This window comes from Streptomyces sp. 891-h (genome assembly GCF_022760275.1).
Lineage (GTDB): Bacteria > Actinomycetota > Actinomycetes > Streptomycetales > Streptomycetaceae > Streptomyces > Streptomyces spirodelae.
Genome location: NZ_CP050693.1, coordinates 5,683,857 through 5,702,767, shown reverse-complemented (window position 1 = coordinate 5,702,767; position 18,911 = coordinate 5,683,857). Strand labels below are relative to the sequence as shown.

Sequence of the window (18,911 nt, the reverse complement as noted above, 5' to 3'; positions counted from 1 at the left end):
CGAGAGCGGAAGTGCTCTCGGGGGCCCGGCCCTGCTACGCGAACTGCTCGGCGTCAGCTCTCGTCCTCGTCGATGAGGAAGCCCCGCATCGGCGAGGGCGCCTGCTGCGCGGCCTGGGGGCCGCCCTGCGGGCGCACCGGCGCCATCGGCTGCGTCATGGCGGGCGACATCTGCTGCTGTCCGCCATAGGACTGGCCGGCACCGCCCTGGGTGTGCGGACCACCGCCGGGGCCGCCACCGTGGCCGCCCATCGAGTGGCCGTTGCCGCCCATCGACTGGTGACCTCCGCCGCCGCCGGCGCCCGCGGGGGCACCGGCTCCGGCCGACGCCATCGACGGCGAGGGCGCGGGCAGCGAAGCGGTCGCCGGTGTCCGCGGCGGGGCCAGCGAGTCGTCGGCCTGGTTCTCCAGCTGCCGCAGCTGGCTCTCCAGGTACGACTTCAGCCGCGTGCGGTACTCGCGTTCGAAGCCGCGCAGGTCCTCGACCTTGCGCTCCAGGGTGGCGCGGGCCGACTCCAGCGAGCCCATCGCGACCCGGTGCTTCTCCTGCGCGTCACGCTCCAGCGCGTCGGCCTTGGCGCGGGCGTCCCGCTCCAGGCCCTCGGCGCGGCTGCGTGCCTCACCGACGATCTTGTTGGCCTCGGAACGGGCCTCCGCGATCGCCTGGTCCGCGGTCTGCTGGGCCAGCGACAGCACGCGGGCCGCGCTGTCGTTGTTCTGGCCGCCGCCACCGGGCATCTGCGGGCCGCCCTGCGGGCCACCGGGACCCATGGGGCCGCCCTGCTGCGGGCCGGGGCCACCTGGACCCATCGGACCGCCCTGCGGACCCGGGCCACCGGGACCGCCGTGTCCACCGGGGCCGCCGGGGCCCGCGGGGAGCTGTGCCTGTCCGCCGGGAAGCTGCGGCGGGCCGCCCATGCCCTGCTGTTGGGGCGGGACGGGCTGCGGTCCGGATATGGCGGCGGGGACGGGCCCCTGTCCTTGCTGCTGCTGCCTGTCCTGAGGTTCAGGAGGCTTTCGCATACCGCCCTGTTGCTGTTGCTGGTTCTGCGCTGCCGCGCGCGTGGCGGCGGCCAGCTTGGCGCGCAGGTCCTCGTTCTCCCGCAGCAGCCGGGTCAGCTCGGCTTCGACCTCATCGAGGAAGGCATCGACCTCGTCCTCGTCATAGCCTTCACGCAGACGGACGGTCGTGAACTGCTTGTTCCGCACGTCCTCGGGGGTCAGGGGCATCTCTTCACCTCAACGTAAGTCGTCGGCATATCGGCAAGACCATTCCGATCGTTCACAGCCTGGCCACGACGTTGATCAGGATGTAGACGATGATCATGAGTACGAAGAAGGACAGGTCGAGCGCCACGCCCCCGAAGCGCAGCGGTGGGATGAACCGCCGCAAAAGCTTGAGTGGCGGATCGGTGACAGTGTAGGCGGCCTCCAGAACGACCACCATCGCCTTGCCGGGTTGCCATGAGCGGGCGAACTGGAAGACGTAGTCCATCACCAGCCGGAAGATCAGCACGAGCAGGAAGCAGTACAGCGCGATTTGGACCACGTCCAGTGCGGTTCTCATCTGCGCGTCCCTCTCCCCTGGGGCTCTCGTGCCGCCTTGGCGGCCTGTTCCTGGTCCTGCCGTCTCAGCTCTGGTTGAAGAACCCGCCCTCTGCGATGCGGGCCTTGTCCTCCGCCGTGACATCGACGTTAGCAGGAGACAGCAGGAACACCTTCTGCGTCACTCGCTCGATACTGCCGTGCAGACCGAAGACCAGACCAGCCGCAAAGTCGACAAGTCGCTTCGCGTCGGTATCGTCCATCTCCGTCAGATTCATGATCACCGGAGTGCCCTCACGGAAGTGTTCCCCGATGGTACGGGCCTCGTTGTAGGTCCGGGGGTGCAACGTGGTGATCCGGTACGGCTCACGTTCGGACACGACCTTGGGCATGATCACCGGGGCACTCTTCTCGACATTCTGGCGTTCAGGTGTGATGGATGACACCGGAGCAATTCTCCCGGCTCGTCCGCTTTCAGCCGCAACCACCGGGGGTGTCTCCGGCTCCCGCTCCCGCTGCGCCGGAGGGTGAGCCACCCTCACCGGCTCCTCGGGTTCGGTCTTTTGGAGGGAATGGTGTGATTGTTCCGACTCGTACCGCCGACGGTCGCGTTCGGGCTCGGGCTCGGGCTCGAACTCGTCGTCGGGGTCGAATCCCCGGCCGTCGTACCCATCGTCCTCCACGAGGCCGAGGTAGACCGCCATCTTGCGCATCGCGCCGGCCATTCTCTGCGTCCTCCGCTCTGTGGTGGATCGACTCCGCCCCCGTCACCGGTGGCCCTGGGATGATCCACGCAGCCTCTCCGACCGGCCTTTTCCGGCGGAAATGACCATATATTCTGCTGTGGCCCAACTCCGCTTCGCGACGTTACCGGAGCCGGGGTCGGTCTCCGAGTACCGCACTGCCGACGCGCACATGTGTCGCACCGGCAAGCACCGCCTCTTCGAGATCCGAACTCATTCCCGCCGACACCATCGTGGCAGCAGGATGGGCCCCTCGCAGGGCGGTTGAGATTTCCGACAGCCGGTCGAAGGCCGCCCGCGGACGGCCGGCCAGCGGCCCGGTCAGCGGTGCGACGGTCATCACTCCGTCGAGCCGGAGCCCTTGGGCGTCGGCCACCGCCTGAGCGAGATCCATCACACCGTCGGGTGCCACACCGCCCCGCTCGCCGACCGAGCCTGACTCGGCATCAAGGGCGACCTGGATCAGACATCCGATCTCCCGTTCAGCCCGCACAGCGGCGTTCGAGAGCGCGGTCACCAGCCGGGCGCGGTCCACGGAGTGGACACGGTCGGCATAACCGGCAACCGACCGCGCCTTGTTGGTCTGCAGCTGGCCGACGAAATGCCAGGTGAGCCCGGCATCGGCACAGGCAGCCGCCTTGGGTGCGGCCTCCTGGTCGCGGTTCTCGGCCACGTCCCGCACCCCGAGCCCGGCCAGCAGCCGCACATCGTCGGCGGGATGGGTCTTGGTCACCACGATGAGAGTGACGTCCTCGCGCTTACGCCCCGCCGCGAAACAAGCGCCCGCGATGCGCTCCTCCACCCGGGCGAGATTCGCGGCCAGCTCCGCCCTGCGCGCCTCCTGGGCGTCCTGAGAGGCCGCGGAGCGCCCAGAAGCCGCAGAGCGGGACTCGGAGGGCTCGGAGGACATCTCTTCCGTCATTTCTCAGCTCGCCTCGATCCAGACATAACTCGCAAGCCTCCCCGTCGTCTTGTCCCGGCGGTAGGAGAAATGATCGTCGGACTCCAGCGTGCACACGGGAGACTGGTCGCACTGTGTGACCCCCGCGCGGGCGAGCTGGGCCCGCACCCCGGCGGCCATGTCGACGGCCGGCGTCCCCTGCCGGGTGGTGGCGTACGCCTCGGGGACCGCGGCCGCGACCTCGGCCCGCATCTGCTCGGGCACCTCGTAGCAGGCACCGCAGACGGCGGGCCCTGTGCGGGCGATGATCCGCTCCGGCTCCGCGCCGAGCGCGGCCATCTTCGCGACCGTCGCACCCACCACTCCGGCCAGCACACCGGGCCGCCCCGCGTGCGCCGCGCCCGCGACCCCCGCGACCGGGTCGGCCAGCAGCACCGGAGTGCAGTCGGCGGTGAGCACCGCGAGCGCGAGCCCCCTGCGCGCCGTCACCACCCCGTCGACGGGAGGCGCCTCCGCGCCGAACGGGCGGTCCACGACGGCGACGTCGCGCCCGTGCACCTGATGCATCCAGACCACCTCGTCGGGCGACAGCCCGAGCGCACGCGCGGCCCGCTCCCGGTTGGCGCGTACCGCCTCCGGGTCGTCACCGACCGCGCCGCCGAGATTGAGCTCCTCATACGGAGCGGCGCTCACCCCGCCCCACCTGTCGGTGAAGGCGAAGTGCGCGCCGCTGACCGTCTCTTGTCCAGCTATCACTTCAGGCAGCTATCTTCGGGCTGTTCACTTCAAGAAATCCGGTACATCCAGCTCTTCCGCCTGGCTGTCGTGGTACGGGCGCGCCGGCGGCACCTGCGGGGTGGCGGCCGGAGGCGGCGGTACCTCGCTGACCGGAGCGGGCTCCGGGCGGGGCGGGGTGTCCTCCTCGCGCGGCGGTGCGACCGAACCGAGACCGCTGAACGAGGGCCGCTCGGGCTCCGGGTCGGGCGAGGCGGCCGACGGCTCGTCCTTGTAGGAGGGCGCGGCGGAGGAGGCGGACGACGACTGGCCGAGCGCCTTCTCCCCCTTCTTGGAGGGCGGCTGTCCGCCGTCGAACCCGGCGGCGATGACGGTGACCCGCACTTCGTCGCCGAGCGCGTCGTCGATGACGGCGCCGAAGATGATGTTCGCCTCGGGGTGCGCGGCCTCGCTCACCAGCTGGGCCGCCTCGTTGATCTCGAACAGCCCGAGGTCCGAGCCGCCGGAGATGGACAGCAGTACGCCGCGCGCCCCGTCGATGGACGCCTCCAGCAGCGGCGAGGAGATGGCCATCTCGGCGGCGGCCACCGCGCGGTCGTCCCCGCGCGCCGAGCCGATGCCCATCAGGGCCGATCCGGCCTCGGACATCACGGACTTGACGTCGGCGAAGTCGAGGTTGATCAGGCCAGGGGTGGTGATGAGGTCGGTGATGCCCTGGACACCGGAGAGCAGCACCTGGTCCGCCGACTTGAAGGCGTCCAGCACGCTGACCTGGCGGTCCGAGATGGACAGCAGTCGGTCGTTGGGAATGACGATCAGGGTGTCGACCTCGTCGCGCAGCCCCGCGATGCCGTCCTCGGCCTGGTTGGCCCGGCGGCGGCCCTCGAAGGTGAAGGGACGGGTGACGACACCGATGGTGAGGGCGCCGAGCGAGCGGGCGATGTTCGCCACGACGGGCGCGCCGCCGGTGCCGGTGCCGCCGCCCTCGCCCGCGGTCACGAAGACCATGTCGGCCCCCTTGAGGACCTCCTCGATCTCCTCGCGGTGGTCCTCGGCTGCCTTGCGGCCGACGTCCGGGTTGGCGCCGGCGCCGAGGCCGCGAGTCAGCTCGCGGCCCACATCGAGCTTGACGTCGGCGTCGCTCATCAACAGGGCTTGCGCGTCAGTGTTGATCGCGATGAACTCGACGCCCTTGAGACCGACCTCGATCATCCGGTTGATGGCGTTCACGCCACCGCCGCCAATACCGACGACCTTGATGACTGCGAGGTAGTTCTGCGGTGCTGCCACGTCGAAGGCCTCTCGCCTCGAGTTACGTATCCCTGTGGGGCGGTTCGAACGCCGACCCGAACCCTAAGTGTGAAGTTTAGGGTTACCAGTGCCTGTCTTACTTGGACTCTTCGCAACGGACACTAAGTCGACAAGTGCTGGGTGTTCAACGAACACGCCGAACCTCCCGTTTTTCTTTTCACCCTATGTGATCAGACCGAGCAGTAGCCATCCAGGGTGCTCACCAGCGGCGATACGCGTCAACTGACACGGCCACAGGCGAAGGAGGCTCCAGCCGTTCGCCGAACCCCGGCCACAACGCCGTCCACCGCACGGGATGCCCGCGCCCCTTCGCCGATCCCGGCCGGGGCCGCGGGGGTTGCCCCCCCGCGGAACGCAGGACCCTGCACGGAAGACCGAGCAGCGGCCGTCCAGGGTGCTCACCAGCAGCGATGCCCGTCAACTGGGACAGTCGGCTCCCGGCGAGAACATCAGCCTGATCATGACGAGCAGCCCGGGTCAACCGACGCGGCCATGGAACGGTGGAGTCCAGCCGTTCGCCGAACCCGGCTGGAGGTACGGCGGTTAGCAACCGGTACAACGCGGCGGAGGCGAGGACGGAACGGTGCGGAAGGGTCCGGCTCACGAATCCGTCCGGACCGCACGGGGGTTGTCCGGCTGCGCGGCCGCTCGCGGAACGTGTCCGGAAGCGGTACGGCAGGCGGGCCAGCCGCGGCTAACTGCCCGAAGCCGCCGGGGCGCTGGGCGCCGAGACGTCGAAGTGGTCGGCGTCCTTTGCCGCTTTCATCAGTGCCACGAGCGCTTCGGCCTTCGCCTTGCGGTGCTCCGCGCTTCCCCACCGCACCGTGCGATCGCCCGTCAGCTCCAGGCTGATGTCGTCGTAGGAGCGGACCCGTACGGAGCGGGTGGCCCGGTGGACGGAATCGGGGAGGGCGTCTGTGACCCTTGCCGCCTCCCGGCGCAGCCGGGTCGCCGAGAAGTAGCGCTTGCCCGCCGGTTTCCGCGGCTCCAGGACGAGAAGCGGAACGCCTTTCGGCGGCTTGCCGACTGTGGCGAATCGCACGCCTTGGGAGTCCACTTCCACGTAATTCCCGGCCGACTCCATGACGAGTTGAGGACGTCTTTCGGTCACGGTCAGCGCAATGCCGTGCGGCCACGACCGTTCGGCCGTCACCTGGCGCACGCGGGGCAGTTCCTGGCGTACGCGGCGCTGTACGGCCGCCTTGTCCACGGAGATGAGCGGCTCGCCGGTGGGGACCGCCGCCGCGCGGGAGACCTCGGAGTCGGTCAGCACCCGGTTGCCGGTGACGGACACGCTCTCCACGCGCAGCCACGGTGAGCCGTACAGCGCCCAGCTGCCGAAGCCGCACAGCACCACCGCGATCAGGAGCAGCAGGGCCAGCAGACGTCTGCGGCGCAGCCGCGGTCCGGACGGTCCCGGCTGGACCGGCTCCCGGCGGTCACGGCCACCGGCTCCGGCGCGCGGCCGGGGCCGGGGCCGGGTGCCGACCGTGACGCCGGCACCCCTGCCCCGCTCGGCGGTCCGGTTCGTCGCCCTGACGGCTCTGGCAGCTCTGACCACAAGGACCACCCTGCTTTCCGGTTCTCGGCGCCGCTGCCGCTGCCGCGCCGGGTCAGCCCCGGCGGCCCGCGGCGATCGCCTCGTACACCATGCCGACGAGCAGTTCATCGGCGTCCGGACGGCCGAACTCGGCCGCCGCGCGCGACATCGCGGTGAGCCGCTGCGGGTCGGCGAGGACCGGGAGCACATTCTCCTTGATCCACTCCGGGGTCAGCTCCGCGTCGTCGACGAGGAGTCCACCGCCCGCCTTGACGACCGGCTGGGCGTTCAGCCGCTGTTCGCCGTTGCCGATCGGCAGCGGGACATAGGCGGCCGGCAGCCCGACGGCCGACAGCTCCGCCACGGTCATCGCGCCCGCGCGGCAGAGCATCATGTCGGCCGCGGCGTACGCGAGGTCCATCCGGTCCACATACGGTACCGGCACATAGGGCGGCATTCCGGGCATGTGGTCCACGTGGGGGAGTTCGTTCTTGGGGCCGACCGCGTGCAGGACCTGGATGCCCGCGCGCTGCAGGGGCGGAACGACCTGCTGGACGACCTCGTTGAGCCGGCGCGCGCCCTGCGAGCCGCCGGAGACCAGCAGCGTGGGCAGGTTGGGAGCCAGCCCGAAGGCGGCCCGCGCCTCGGGCCGTACGGCGGCGCGGTTGAGGGTCGCGATGGAGCGGCGCAGCGGAATCCCGACGTAGCGCGCGCCCCGCAGCTTGCTGTCGGGCGTGGAGACGGCCACGCCGTGCGCGTAACGGGAGCCGATCTTGTTGGCGAGCCCCGGGCGGGCGTTGGCCTCGTGCACGACGATCGGCACACCGGCCCGCTTGGCGGCCAGATAGCCGGGCAGCGCCACATAGCCGCCGAAGCCCACGACGCAGTCGGCCTTGTTGCGCTCCAGGATCTGCTCGGCTGCCTTGATGGTGCCGCGCAGCCGCCCGGGCACGGTGATCAGCTCGGGTGTGGGTTTGCGCGGCAGCGGAACGGCCGGAATGAGCTCGAGTTGGTAACCGCGCTCCGGCACGAGCCGCGTCTCCAGGCCGCGCTCGGTACCGAGGGCCGTGATTCCCACGGTCGGGTCCTGCCTGCGCAGGGCGTCCGCGAGGGCGAGCGCGGGCTCGATGTGGCCGGCGGTCCCCCCACCGGCGAGTACGACGTGCACGCTGTTTCACCGCTCTCCGGACGGCGGCCTTCCGGCGCGCCGTCTCATCGTCTTCTCTCTCTTCCGGCCGGGGGCACTCCCCTTCCGCAGCACCCCTGCCAGCCCTCCCCGGGACGTGCGCTGCCACAGGGCGGGCTGTCGCACGGCCAGGGCAGCGCGTGCCGCCGGGTCGCTGCGCGCAAAGGCGATCAGCAGTCCGACAGCGAACATCGTCGGCAGCAGGGCTGACCCACCGTAGGAGAACAGCGGGAGGGGGACCCCGGCGATCGGCAGCAGACCGAGCACCGCACCCACGTTGATCACCGCCTGCGCGATGATCCACGTCGTCACACCTCCCGCGGCATACCTCACGAAGGGTTCCTCCGTGCGTCCGGCCACGCGGATACCCGCATAGCCTAGAGCCGCGAAGAGGGCGAGTACCGACAGCGTCCCCGCCAGTCCGAGTTCCTCCCCGGTCACGGCGAAGATGAAATCGGTATGGGGTTCGGGGAGTTGGCCCCATTTTTCCATACTCGCCCCCAGTCCGGAACCGAACCAGCCGCCGGAGGCCAGCGCGTAGATTCCGTGCACGGCCTGCCAGCACTGGTCGTCGGGGCCCGGATCGGTCGCGCCGATGCAGCGGAGCCGCGACATCCGGTTCGCACTCGAGGTGACCAGCAGCGCGGCGGCCGTGAGCGCGGCCACCAGCACCCCGGTGAACAGCCGGGTGGGGGCGCCGGCCAGCCACAGCAGCCCGAACAGCACGGCGGCGATGATCAGGGCCGTGCCCATGTCGCCGCCGAGCATGATGAGCGCGAGCAGCAGCAGCGTGACGGGTACCAGCGGCACCAGCAGATGCTTCCACTGGGTCAGCAGCTTCTTGTCGCCCTTGCGCGCGAGCAGGTCCGCGCCCCACAGCACGAGGGCCAGCTTGGCGAACTCGCTGGGCTGGAGCTGGAACGGGCCGCCCAGATGGATCCAGTTCTGGTTGCCGTTCACCTCCTGCCCTACACCGGGCACCTGCACCAGGCACATCAGGAAGATCGAGACGACCAGCAGCGGGTAGGCCAGCGCCCGGTGCAGCCGTACCGGCATCCGGGAGGCGGCCAGCAGCAGCCCGGCCCCCAGGACCGCGGCCACCAACTGCTTGCGGAAGTAGTAGGTGGAGGCCAGCCCGGACTGGAGGGCCTGGATCTGCGAGGCGGAGAAGACCATCACCAGGCCCAGGACGGTGATGAGCGCGCTGCCGCCCAAAATCAGGTAATACGCCGTCAACGGGCGGTCCCACGCGCGCTTGGCGCGGGCGTAGAGCCGCTGGGGCGCCGAGGTGCCCCCGGGGCTGCCGAGGCGCCTTGGCGGACGCATGGGCGCGGGTTGGCTGCGCGCGCGCCGGGGCGTGGGCGGTTTGGCGGGTCGCGCCGTCATCCGTATCCCCTCCGTCTCGCCCGCGTCCTCGGCCGGCGGGGACGGGGTCAGTGCTCGCTGTTGCCTTCGGCGGGCTCGCTGTGGCCTGCTCGGCCGCTGTGCGGCCCGTCGGCGGCGAGGGCCCGGACCGCCTCGGCGAACGCGTCGCCTCGCGCGTTGTAGTTGACGAACATGTCCATCGAGGCGCACGCGGGGGCCAGCAGTACGGTATCGCCGGGCCGCGCCAGCGATGTCGCCTCCCGGACGGCTTCCGCCATCGCCCCAGTGTCCGTGCGGTCGAGGTCGGCCACCGGCACCTGGGGGGCGTGTCGCGCCAGGGCTTGCCTGATCAGCTCCCGGTCGGCGCCCATCAGCACGACGCCGCGCAGCCGGGGCGCGGACGCGGCGACCAGTTCGTCGAACGTCGCGCCCTTGGCCAGTCCGCCCGCGATCCACACGATCGACTCGTAGGCGGCCAGCGAGGCCTCGGCCGCGTGCGTGTTGGTGGCCTTGGAGTCGTCGACGTAGGAGACGCCGCCCACCTCGGCGACGTGGGTGATGCGGTGCGCGTCCGGGCTGAAGGCGCGCAGTCCGTCGCGTACGGCCACGGGCGGTACGCCGAAGGCGCGGGCCAGCGCCGCGGCGGCGAGCGCGTTGGCGATGTTGTGCGGCGCTGCGGGGGTGATGTCGCCCGTCTCGGCCAGCTCCTGTGCCTGCTGCTGCCGGTCGGCGACGAAGGCCCGGTCGACCAGTACGCCCTCGACCACACCGAGTTGGGAGGGCGCGGGGGTGCCGAGGGTGAAGCCGATGGCACGCGCTCCCTCGACCACGTCGGCCGCCCGCACCAGGTCCTCGGTGCGGGGCACGCCGGGCTCGCAGCCCCGGTCGTCGGCGTTGTAGACGCAGGCGACCTGGTTGCCCTCGTAGATGCGGCCCTTGGCGGCGGCGTACGCCTCCATCGAGCCGTGCCAGTCGAGGTGGTCGGGGGCGAGGTTGAGGACCGCGCCGGAGTGCGGGCGCAGGCTGGGCGCCCAGTGCAGCTGGTAGCTGGACAGTTCGACGGCGAGCACATCGAGGCCGTCGTAGGGCTCCTGCTCCAGGACGACGTCGATGAGGGAGACCCCGATGTTGCCGACCGCGGCCGTCCGCAGTCCCGCGGCGCGCAGGATGCAGGCGAGCATCTGCACGGTGGTGGTCTTGCCGTTGGTGCCGGTGACCGCCAGCCACGGCGGCGCTTCCGGCCCGCGCAGCCGCCAGGCCAGCTCCACATCTCCCCACACCGGTACGCCGGCCTCGGCCGCGGCCTGGAAGAGCGGACTGGTGGGCTTGAAGCCGGGGGTGGTGACGATCAGCTCGGTGCCCTCGGGGAGCGTGCGGTCGTCACCGAGCCGGACGCCGATCCCGAGCGCTTCCAGCTCGGCCGCCTGGCGGCGCGGCCCCTCGCCGTCGCCGCCGTTGACCGCCGTGACCCGGGCACCGAGGCGGTGCAGCACCTTGGCGGCCGGCATACCGCTGACGCCGAGCCCGGCGACGGTGACGTGCTTGCCGGACAGCTCCTCGGAGAGCTTCGTCAGGTTCGTACGGTTCGTCGCGTCCTCGGTGCTCACTTGCTCGCCGCCCAGCCCGCGTAGAAGATGCCGACGCCGACGATGGCGCACATGCCCTGGATGATCCAGAACCGGACCACCACAAGGACCTCGGACCACCCCTTGAGTTCGAAGTGGTGCTGGAGCGGGGCCATCTTGAAGACCCGCTTCCCGGTGAGCCGGAAGGAGCCGACCTGGATCACCACGGACATGGTGATCAGCACGAACAGACCGCCGAGGATCGCCAGCAGCAGCTCGGTGCGCGAGCAGATGGCCAGGCCGGCCAGCGCGCCGCCCAGGGCGAGGGAGCCGGTGTCCCCCATGAAGATCTTCGCGGGCGAGGTGTTCCACCACAGGAAGCCGAAGCAGGCGCCCATCAGCGCCGCCGCGACGACGGCCAGGTCGAGTGGGTCCCGTACCTCGTAACAGCCGGGTCCCGCCGTGGCGATGTGCGCACAGGACTCCTGGTACTCCCATACGCAGATGAACACATAGGCGCCGAAGACCATCACCGAGGCGCCGGTCGCCAGACCGTCGAGGCCGTCGGTGAGGTTCACGCCGTTGGACATCGCCAGGATCATGAACAGCGCCCAGACCACGAACAGCACCGGTGGCAGGGCCCAGCCGAAGTCCTGGGTGAAGGAGAGCTTGGTGGAGGCGGGGGTGAGCTGGCGCGCGTCCTCGAAGCTGAGCGCCAGCAGCGCGAAGGCGATGCCGACGATGAGCTGTCCGGCCATCTTCGCCTTGGCCCGCAGGCCCAGACTGCGCTGTTTGACGATCTTGATGTAGTCGTCCAGGAAGCCGACCAGGCCCATACCTGCGAACAGGAAGAGCACCAGCACGCCGGAGAAGGTGGGCTGCTCGCCCGTGATGAGCTTGGTGAGGACGTAGGCCAGGACGGTGGCCAGGATGAAGGCGATACCACCCATGGTGGGGGTACCGCGCTTGCTGTGGTGGTTGCGCGGGCCGTCGTCCCGGATGAACTGGCCGTAGCCGCGCCGGGCGAGCAGTTTGATCAGCAGGGGGGTCCCGATCAGGGACAGGAAGAGTCCGATGACCCCGGAGAAGAGGATCTGCTTCATCGTCATCGGGCGGAGCCCTCACCCTCCCCGGAGCCGTCCTCCAGAAGGGCGGCAGCCACCTTCTCCAACCCCACCGACCGGGAGGCCTTCACCAGTACGACATCTCCCGCGCGCAGCTGACCGCGCAGCAGGTCGACGGCCGCCTCAGTGCCGGACACATGCACCGACTCCTCACCCCACGAACCCTCGTTCTTGGCACCCATGTCGAGCCAGGCGGCCTCCCGGCCTCCGACTGCCACGAGCTTGCTGACGTTGAGCCGGACGGCGAGCCGTCCGATCGCGTCGTGCTCGGCGAGCGCATCGTCGCCGAGCTCGGCCATCTCGCCCAGCACCGCCCAGGTCCGGCCCCCCCGGGCCTTCGCCGCCTCCCCCATGGCGGACAGCGCCCTGAGCGCTGCCCGCATGGAGTCGGGGTTGGCGTTGTAGGCGTCGTTGACGACCGTGACGCCGTCGGCGCGCTCGGTGACCTCCATCCGCCAACGGGAGAGCGAGCTCGCGGAGGAGAGCGCGTCGGCGATGTCCCCAGCGGGCATGCCCAGTTGGTGGGCGACGGCCGCCGCGGCGAGCGCGTTCGACACGTGGTGCTCACCGTACAGGCGCATGGTCACATCACCGCACCCGGTAGGTGTGTGAAGGGTGAAAGCTGGTGTGCCGCGTTCCGACAACCGCACGTTTTCCGCCCGTACGTCCGCTTCCGGCGCCTCGCCGAAGAACAGCACCCGGGCCCGGGTGCGCTCGGCCATGGCGCGTACGTACGGATCGTCGGCGTTGAGGACCGCCACTCCCCCCTCGTCGGCGGTCGGCAGGTTCTCGACCAGTTCGCCCTTGGCCCGGGCGATCTGCTCGCGGCCGCCGAACTCGCCGATGTGGGCCGTGCCGACGTTGAGGACGACGCCGATCCGGGGCGGGGTGAGCTCGGTGAGGTAGCGGATGTGGCCGATGCCGCGGGCGCCCATCTCCAGCACCAGGTGCCGGGTGGCCGTATCCGCGCGCAGGGCCGTCAGCGGCAGGCCGATCTCGTTGTTCTGCGAGCCTTCCGGCCACACCGTGGGACCCAGCCGGCCCAGCAACTGGGCGATCAGGTCCTTGGTGCTGGTCTTGCCGCTGGACCCGGTCAGCGCGACGACCTGGGTGCCCAGCTCCCGCACCGTGTGCCGGGCCAGGGCGCCCAGGGCGCGGGTGACGTCGTCGACGACGATCGCCGGGACACCGACGGGGCGGGTGGCGAGCACGGCGACGGCGCCCGAGGAGACGGCGCCGGCGGCGAAGTCGTGACCGTCGGCACGCTCACCGGCGAACGCCGCGAACAGCGCGCCGGGGCCCGCCTCCCGGGAGTCGATCACCACCGGCCCGGTGATCCGCGCTTCCGGGTCCGTTATGTCGTGCTGCCGTCCGCCGGTCAGGGCGGCGATCTCTGCGAGGGAGAGGGGGATCATCGGTTCTGGTTGTCTGTCCGGTGGTTCTCGACGGAAGTGGGCGAGGAGGACGAGGAGGACGGGGAGTAGGAGGGAGACGACAGGGACTCGGCCGCCGGTGCGGCGGCAGCGGATGAAGCCTGGGGTCGGTCGGCCGCGCGGACGCGGATGGCCTCGTGCAGGACCTGGACGTCGTCGAAGGGGCGCACCACACCGGCGATGTTCTGCCCCTGCTCGTGGCCCTTGCCCAGCACCAGGACGGTGTCGCCGGGTTCGGCGCGGGCGACGGCGGCGCGGATCGCGGCGGCCCTGTCCTCCTCCAGCAGCACGGTGCCACGCTCGTGGGCCGGCACCTCCGCGGCCCCGCCGAGCATGGCGGCGAGGATCGCGAGGGGGTCCTCGGAGCGCGGGTTGTCGGAGGTGAGCACCGCGGTGTCGGCCAGCCGCGCCAGCGCTGCGCCCATCGCGGGCCGCTTGTGCGGATCGCGGTCCCCGCCGCAGCCCAGGACGGCGTGCACGGCGCCCTCGGTGACCTTGCGGACGGCGTAGAGCACGGATTCGACGGCGTCCGGTTTGTGCGCGTAGTCGACGATGGCGAGGTAGTCCTGGCCTGCGTCCACCCGCTGGAGGCGCCCTGGCACGCCGGGGACGGCGGCGATGCCCTCGGCCGCCGTGTGCGCGTCGATACCGGCGGCGACCAGCGCGGTGAGCGCGGCCAGCGCGTTGGCGACGTTGAAGGGCCCGGCGATCGGGGCGCCGGCGGGCACCTTCTGGCCGTCGGGCCCCACCGCCGTGAACGTCGAGCCCAGCGGGCCGACCTCCACGTCCTCGGCCCGCCAGTCCGCGTCGGGGTGGCCCTCGGCGGAGAAGCTGGTGACGGGGAAACCTTCGTCCTTCAGCTCGCCCAGCAGCCGGAAGCCGTGGTCGTCGTCGAAGTTGACCACCGCGGCCCGCGACCGCTCGGGGGTGAACAGCTGCCGCTTGGCCTGGAAGTAGTCCTCCAGGTCACGGTGGAAGTCCAGGTGCTCGGGGCTGAGGTTGTTGAAGACCGCGACGTCGAAGACGCAGCCGTCCACCCGGCCGAGGACCAGCGCGTGGCTGGAGACCTCCATGGCCACCGAGCTGACGCCGCGCTCGCGCATCACCGCGAACAGTGCCTGAAGATCGGTGGCTTCCGGCGTGGTGCGCTCGGACTTGATCCGCTCGTCGCCGATCCGCGACTCGACGGTGCCGATCAGCCCCGTCAGTCCGCCGTCCTTCTCGGCGGCTTTGCGAAGCCCGCCGTCCACCAGATAGGCGGTGGTCGTCTTGCCCGAGGTGCCGGTGATGCCGATCTGGAGCAGGTCCGCGCCGGGCGTCCCGTAGATGGCGGCGGCCAGCTTCCCCATCCGGCCGCGCGGGTCGGGCACCGTCAGCACCGGCAGCCCGGTGGCCGCCGCGCGCTCGGTGCCGCCCGGATCGGTCAGCACGGCGGCGGCGCCCAGGCTGTGGGCCTGGTCCACGAAGTCGGCGCCGTGCAGCCGGGCGCCGGGCAGCGCGGCGTAGATGTCGCCGGGGCGCACGGCTCGCGAGTCGTGGGTGATGCCGGTGACGGACACGCCGGACAGCCCGGCTTCCGGCGCGGCGTCGCCTTCCGGTGCGCCCGCGGGGCCGGTCACCGCAGCGCCGGCGTCCTCGGCATCCAGCAGTCGGGCCAGCTCCGCGAGCGGGACGGGCTCGACCCGCAGGGGGCGGGGCGGCCCCGGGAAGGACTCGGGGGAGGTCTGATCAGCTTGTGGCACGGCGGTGAGCGTACCGGGCGCCGCCCCCGCCCCGCGAAGCGAGGGGCGCGGCGGAACCGATCCCGAGGGGTTGTACTCGCTGTCAGTGATCGTTCTCACGTGGTGCATGGCTCAGTCGTTCCGGCCCTTCCCCGCGAGCACGGGAAGCCGCGCGGGCTCGGCCCCGGTCGGGGGGATCTGCAGGGTCTTGAGGGAGAACTTCATGACCTTCTTGTAGACGGGGCCGCACACGTCACTGCCGAAATAGCTGCCCTTCTTGGGGTTCTGGACAGCGCAGTAGACGGTGATCCTGGGCTTGTCTGCGGGGGCGAAGCCGGCGAAGGAGGCGGTGTAGCCGTGGTAGCGGCCCGTCTTCGGGTCCACCCGGTTGGCCGTACCGGTCTTCCCCGCGACGCGGTACCCGGGGATCTTGGCCGTGGTTCCGGTGCCCTCCATGTCGGAGACCACGGACTCCAGCATCCGGGCGAGCGTCCTGGCGGTCTTCTCGCTGACGACCCGGCGCTTCTCGGGCGGCTCGGCGGGCCGGTAGCGCCCGTCGGGGCCCGTGGTGCCGCGTACGACGGTGGGTTCGATCCGTTCGCCGCCGTTGGCGATGGTGGAGTAGATGGAGGCGGCCTGGACGGCGTTGAGGGACAGGCCCTGGCCGAAGGGGATCGTGTACTGCTGGGAGGCGCTCCACTTCCCCGGCCTGGCCAGCAGGCCGTTGGTCTCCCCCGGGAAGCCGAGCCCGGTGGGCCGGCCGATGCCGAACTTGCGCAGATAGCGGTAGAGCACCTTGTTGGCCTGCTTCTGCGTCTTGCCGAGCTGCTCGGTGGCGAGGATGGTGCCGATGTTGCTGGACTTGGCCAGGACGCCGTTGAGGGTCAGGTGCCAGGTGGGGTGGTCGATGTCGTCGGCGAAGGCGCGGTCGGCCCGCTTGAGCCGGTTGGGGACGGTGACCGCCGTGGTCGGGGTGGCCTTGCCCTCCTCCAGGACCGCGGCCATCGACATCACCTTGCTGGTGGAACCGGGTTCGTAGACGTCCTGCACCGCCGGGTTGCCGAAGGAGTCGACCTTGGCGCCGCGGATGTCGTTCGGGTCGAAGCCGGGCGCGCTGGCCATCGCCAGGAGCTGGCCGGTCCTGGTGTCCTGGACGATGACGTAACCGCTGTCGGCGTGCGACTTGCGCACCTGGTCGGAGATCGCCCGCTGCGCCGACCACTGGATGTCGCGGTCCAGGGTGAGCTCCACGTCGGAGCCCGGCCTGGCCGGCTGTTCGCGGACGCCCGCGGTGGGGACCTGACGGCCGCCCGACTGGGCGTAGGTGATCTTGCCGTTCTCGCCGTCGAGCTTGTCGTTCAGCATCGCCTCGAGCCCGGCGCCGCCCTTGCCGTCGGAGTTGACGAAGCCGAGCACGGGAGCGGCCAGTTCCTTGTTCGGGTAGACGCGCTTGGCGTGCTTCTCCTGGTAGATCCCGGCGAGGACGTCGGGCTTGCTGCCCTTGAGCTTCTTGATCTTGCGCCAGGTCTGCGGGGTCTGCTGGCGGGCGAGGACCACATAGCGGGTGTCCGGCTCGGAGAGCTTCTCGGCCAGCTCGGCCCGGTCCTTGTGCAGCAGGGGGGCGAGAAGTTCGGCGGCCCGCTCGGGTGCGTCCTTGCTCTTCGTCTGCTCCGGGGTGAGCAGATACGGGTCGGCGGTGATGTCGTAGGCGTCCACCGTGCTGGCCAGCGCTGAGCCGTCCCTGGCCGTGATGGTGCCGCGCTCGGCGGCGAGGGGCACGGTGATGTAGCGGTTGACGGCCGCCTTGTCCGCGTACGCGCTCGCGTCGACGGCCTGCACCTGGAGCAGCCGCGCGGTGAACGCCAGCATCACCAGCGTCAGCGCGACGGCGACCAGCCGCAGCCGGGGGCGGGGGTTCACCAGCCGCAGCGGTGCAGGACCGCCGCCGCGCGGGGGCCCCGAGCCACCGCCGCGCCGCGCCGCCGACGGCCGCGCGCTCTGGGACGTACCGGAGCGGGACGTACGGGAAGAGGAGCCCTGCCGGCCCGGACGGGGCACGCGGCGGGCACCGGTGGCCCGGCCCCGCTCGGCCGTCCGGCCCTTGTCCGCCGCCGGCCGTCCGGTCCTGCGCGCTCCGGGGTCCGGCTCGCGGGAGCGCTCGGTCACGGGTCCACCTGCCCGGTGCCGTCGGTGCTGTCGCTGTCCGGCTTGCCGCGCACGGTGCCGTCCGGGCTGAGGAAGACGGGGTTGCCGCCGGGGACCATGCCCTGCTCGCGGGCGCGCTTGGCCAGCCGTTCGGGGGCCGAATAGCTGTCGACCTCCTGCTGGAGTGCCTGTTGCTGGTCCGTCAGCTCCTCGGTCTCCTTCTGCAGCCTGTCCAGCTGGAAGGAGCCCTTGTTGAGGGACGCGTTCAGCAGCAGCAGCGTCAGCATGCCGCTGCCCAGCAGCAGGACCACCAGCAGGACGAACGGGGCGCGTGCCGCCGGGGAGCCCCCGGCGGGCATCAGTCTGGCCAGCCGCGCGATGCGCTGCTGTGCGGTCATGTCGCCTCCCTCGTCTCCCTAGTCCGGCGGGCGGTCATGTCCTGGGTGCGGCGGGCGGTCACGGTGCCTCCCTGATGCGCTGGACGGCCCGCAGCCTGGCCGGTGCGGCGCGGCGGTTGCGGGCGATCTCCTCGTCGGTGGGCAGCTCGGCGCCCCGGGTCAGCAGCCGCAGCCTGGGCTGGTACTGCTCGGGTACGACCGGCAGCCCCGCCGGGGCCGTGTTGCGGGAGCCGGCGGCGAACAGCTGTTTGACCAGCCGGTCTTCCAGCGAGTGGTACGCCAGGACGGCCATCCGGCCCCCGACCGCCAGCGCGTCCAGCGCGGCGGGCAGCGCCCGCTCCAGCACCGTGAGCTCCCCGTTCACCTCGATGCGCAGCGCCTGGAACGTCCGCTTGGCCGGGTTGCCACCGGTGCGCTTGGCGGCCTGCGGCAGGGCCTCTCGGATCACCTCGACCAGCCGGGCGCTGCGGGTGAACGGTTCCTTCTCGCGTTCCCGCACGACGGCCTCGACGATGCGGCGGGCCTGCTTCTCCTCGCCGTAGGAGCGCAGGATGCGGACCAGGTCACCGGGTGCGTAGGTGTTGAGCACCTCGGCAGCGCTGAGGCCCTTCGTCTGGTCCATGCGCATGTCCAGCGGCGCGTCCTGCGCATAGGCGAAGCCCCGGTCGGCCTCGTCCAGCTGGAGGGAGGAGACGCCGAGGTCGAACAGCACGCCCTGGACCCGGGGGACCTCCAGCCGGGCCAGCACCTGCGGCAGCTCGTCGTAGACGGCGTGCACCAAGGTGGCCCGGTCGGCGTAGCGGGCGAGCCGCTCACCGGCGAGTTCGAGCGCGGCGGTGTCCCGGTCCAGGCCGATCAGCCGCACCGAGGGGAAGGTGGCCAGCAGCGCCTCGCTGTGGCCGCCGAGGCCGAGCGTGCAGTCGACGACGGTCGCGCCGGGTTCGGCGAGGGCGGGGGCGAGCAGTTCCAGGGTGCGCCCGAGCATCACCGGGTTGTGGAGTTCGCCGACGGGCCGCTCGTTGGTGGTCACTGTGCCCTCTCAGATCTGGCGGGCACCTTGCACATGCTCCTTGGTCCCCGCCCGCTCGAAGGGGAGCGGCCACCCGCGCCGAACGGGCGCCGGAGGCCGGGAGCGGGAGGAGGCCGAGCCGCACGTGCGCGCCCGCGCACGCGAGGGGATTCGGGGGTCCTTGGGGAGAA

Annotated in this window: 16 protein-coding genes; all 16 read right to left on the bottom strand. The window is 71.3% G+C overall.

Annotation, left to right across the window (positions count from 1 at the left end):
• Positions 1–53: 53 nt before the first annotated feature.
• Positions 54–1,229, bottom strand: coding sequence for a DivIVA domain-containing protein (locus HC362_RS24995; protein ID WP_243086397.1), 1,176 nt, complete (start codon positions 1,227–1,229; stop codon positions 54–56).
• Positions 1,230–1,281: 52 nt separating this feature from the next.
• Complete coding sequence (locus HC362_RS24990; RefSeq protein WP_173869241.1) at positions 1,282–1,566, bottom strand: YggT family protein; 285 nt, start codon at positions 1,564–1,566, stop codon at positions 1,282–1,284.
• Positions 1,567–1,630: 64 nt separating this feature from the next.
• Positions 1,631–2,269 carry a cell division protein SepF gene (gene sepF / locus HC362_RS24985; protein WP_209264876.1) on the bottom strand — a complete coding sequence of 213 codons (639 nt, stop codon included), beginning with the start codon at positions 2,267–2,269 and terminating at the stop codon, positions 1,631–1,633.
• Between the two features lie 142 nt (positions 2,270–2,411).
• Positions 2,412–3,209, bottom strand: a complete 798-nt coding sequence (locus HC362_RS24980) for a YggS family pyridoxal phosphate-dependent enzyme (RefSeq protein WP_243086396.1) — start codon at positions 3,207–3,209, stop codon at positions 2,412–2,414.
• A 3-nt stretch (positions 3,210–3,212) separates the two neighbouring features.
• Positions 3,213–3,944 carry a peptidoglycan editing factor PgeF gene (gene pgeF / locus HC362_RS24975; RefSeq protein ID WP_243086395.1) on the bottom strand — a complete coding sequence of 244 codons (732 nt, stop codon included), beginning with the start codon at positions 3,942–3,944 and terminating at the stop codon, positions 3,213–3,215.
• Between the two features lie 24 nt (positions 3,945–3,968).
• Entirely contained in the window at positions 3,969–5,213 is a 1,245-nt protein-coding gene (gene ftsZ / locus HC362_RS24970) for a cell division protein FtsZ (protein ID WP_243086394.1), read from the bottom strand.
• Between the two features lie 715 nt (positions 5,214–5,928).
• A complete protein-coding gene (locus HC362_RS24965; protein WP_243086393.1) occupies positions 5,929–6,795 on the bottom strand; it encodes an FtsQ-type POTRA domain-containing protein in 867 nt (288 codons plus the stop codon).
• Between the two features lie 52 nt (positions 6,796–6,847).
• Positions 6,848–7,942: an undecaprenyldiphospho-muramoylpentapeptide beta-N-acetylglucosaminyltransferase gene (gene murG, locus HC362_RS24960; RefSeq protein WP_209264871.1), complete on the bottom strand. Its 1,095-nt coding sequence runs from the start codon at positions 7,940–7,942 to the stop codon at positions 6,848–6,850.
• 6 nt (positions 7,943–7,948) lie between these two features.
• Positions 7,949–9,286, bottom strand: a complete 1,338-nt coding sequence (ftsW, locus tag HC362_RS24955; RefSeq protein ID WP_243086392.1) for a putative lipid II flippase FtsW — start codon at positions 9,284–9,286, stop codon at positions 7,949–7,951.
• A 107-nt stretch (positions 9,287–9,393) separates the two neighbouring features.
• Positions 9,394–10,932, bottom strand: coding sequence for a UDP-N-acetylmuramoyl-L-alanine--D-glutamate ligase (gene murD / locus HC362_RS24950; RefSeq protein ID WP_279240135.1), 1,539 nt, complete (start codon positions 10,930–10,932; stop codon positions 9,394–9,396).
• Positions 10,929–11,993, bottom strand: coding sequence for a phospho-N-acetylmuramoyl-pentapeptide-transferase (gene mraY / locus HC362_RS24945; protein WP_209264947.1), 1,065 nt, complete (start codon positions 11,991–11,993; stop codon positions 10,929–10,931). The genes murD and mraY overlap by 4 nt, the downstream gene beginning before the upstream one ends.
• 2 nt (positions 11,994–11,995) lie before the next feature.
• Positions 11,996–13,429 (bottom strand): UDP-N-acetylmuramoyl-tripeptide--D-alanyl-D-alanine ligase, encoded by a 1,434-nt coding sequence (murF, locus tag HC362_RS24940; protein ID WP_243086391.1) that lies wholly within the window; start codon positions 13,427–13,429, stop codon positions 11,996–11,998.
• Positions 13,426–15,297: a UDP-N-acetylmuramoyl-L-alanyl-D-glutamate--2,6-diaminopimelate ligase gene (locus HC362_RS24935; RefSeq protein WP_243086390.1), complete on the bottom strand. Its 1,872-nt coding sequence runs from the start codon at positions 15,295–15,297 to the stop codon at positions 13,426–13,428. The genes murF and HC362_RS24935 overlap by 4 nt, the downstream gene beginning before the upstream one ends.
• 3 nt (positions 15,298–15,300) lie before the next feature.
• Positions 15,301–17,334 (bottom strand): penicillin-binding protein 2, encoded by a 2,034-nt coding sequence (locus HC362_RS24930; protein WP_243086389.1) that lies wholly within the window; start codon positions 17,332–17,334, stop codon positions 15,301–15,303.
• A complete protein-coding gene (locus HC362_RS24925; RefSeq protein WP_243086388.1) occupies positions 17,331–17,711 on the bottom strand; it encodes a septum formation initiator family protein in 381 nt (126 codons plus the stop codon). Before HC362_RS24925 ends, HC362_RS24930 begins: the two co-directional genes overlap by 4 nt.
• A gap of 58 nt (positions 17,712–17,769) precedes the next feature.
• The gene (rsmH, locus tag HC362_RS24920; RefSeq protein WP_279240134.1) at positions 17,770–18,741 is read right to left on the bottom strand and encodes a 16S rRNA (cytosine(1402)-N(4))-methyltransferase RsmH; all 972 of its coding nucleotides are present in this window, start codon (positions 18,739–18,741) and stop codon (positions 17,770–17,772) included.
• Between the last annotated feature and the right edge of the window lie 170 nt (positions 18,742–18,911).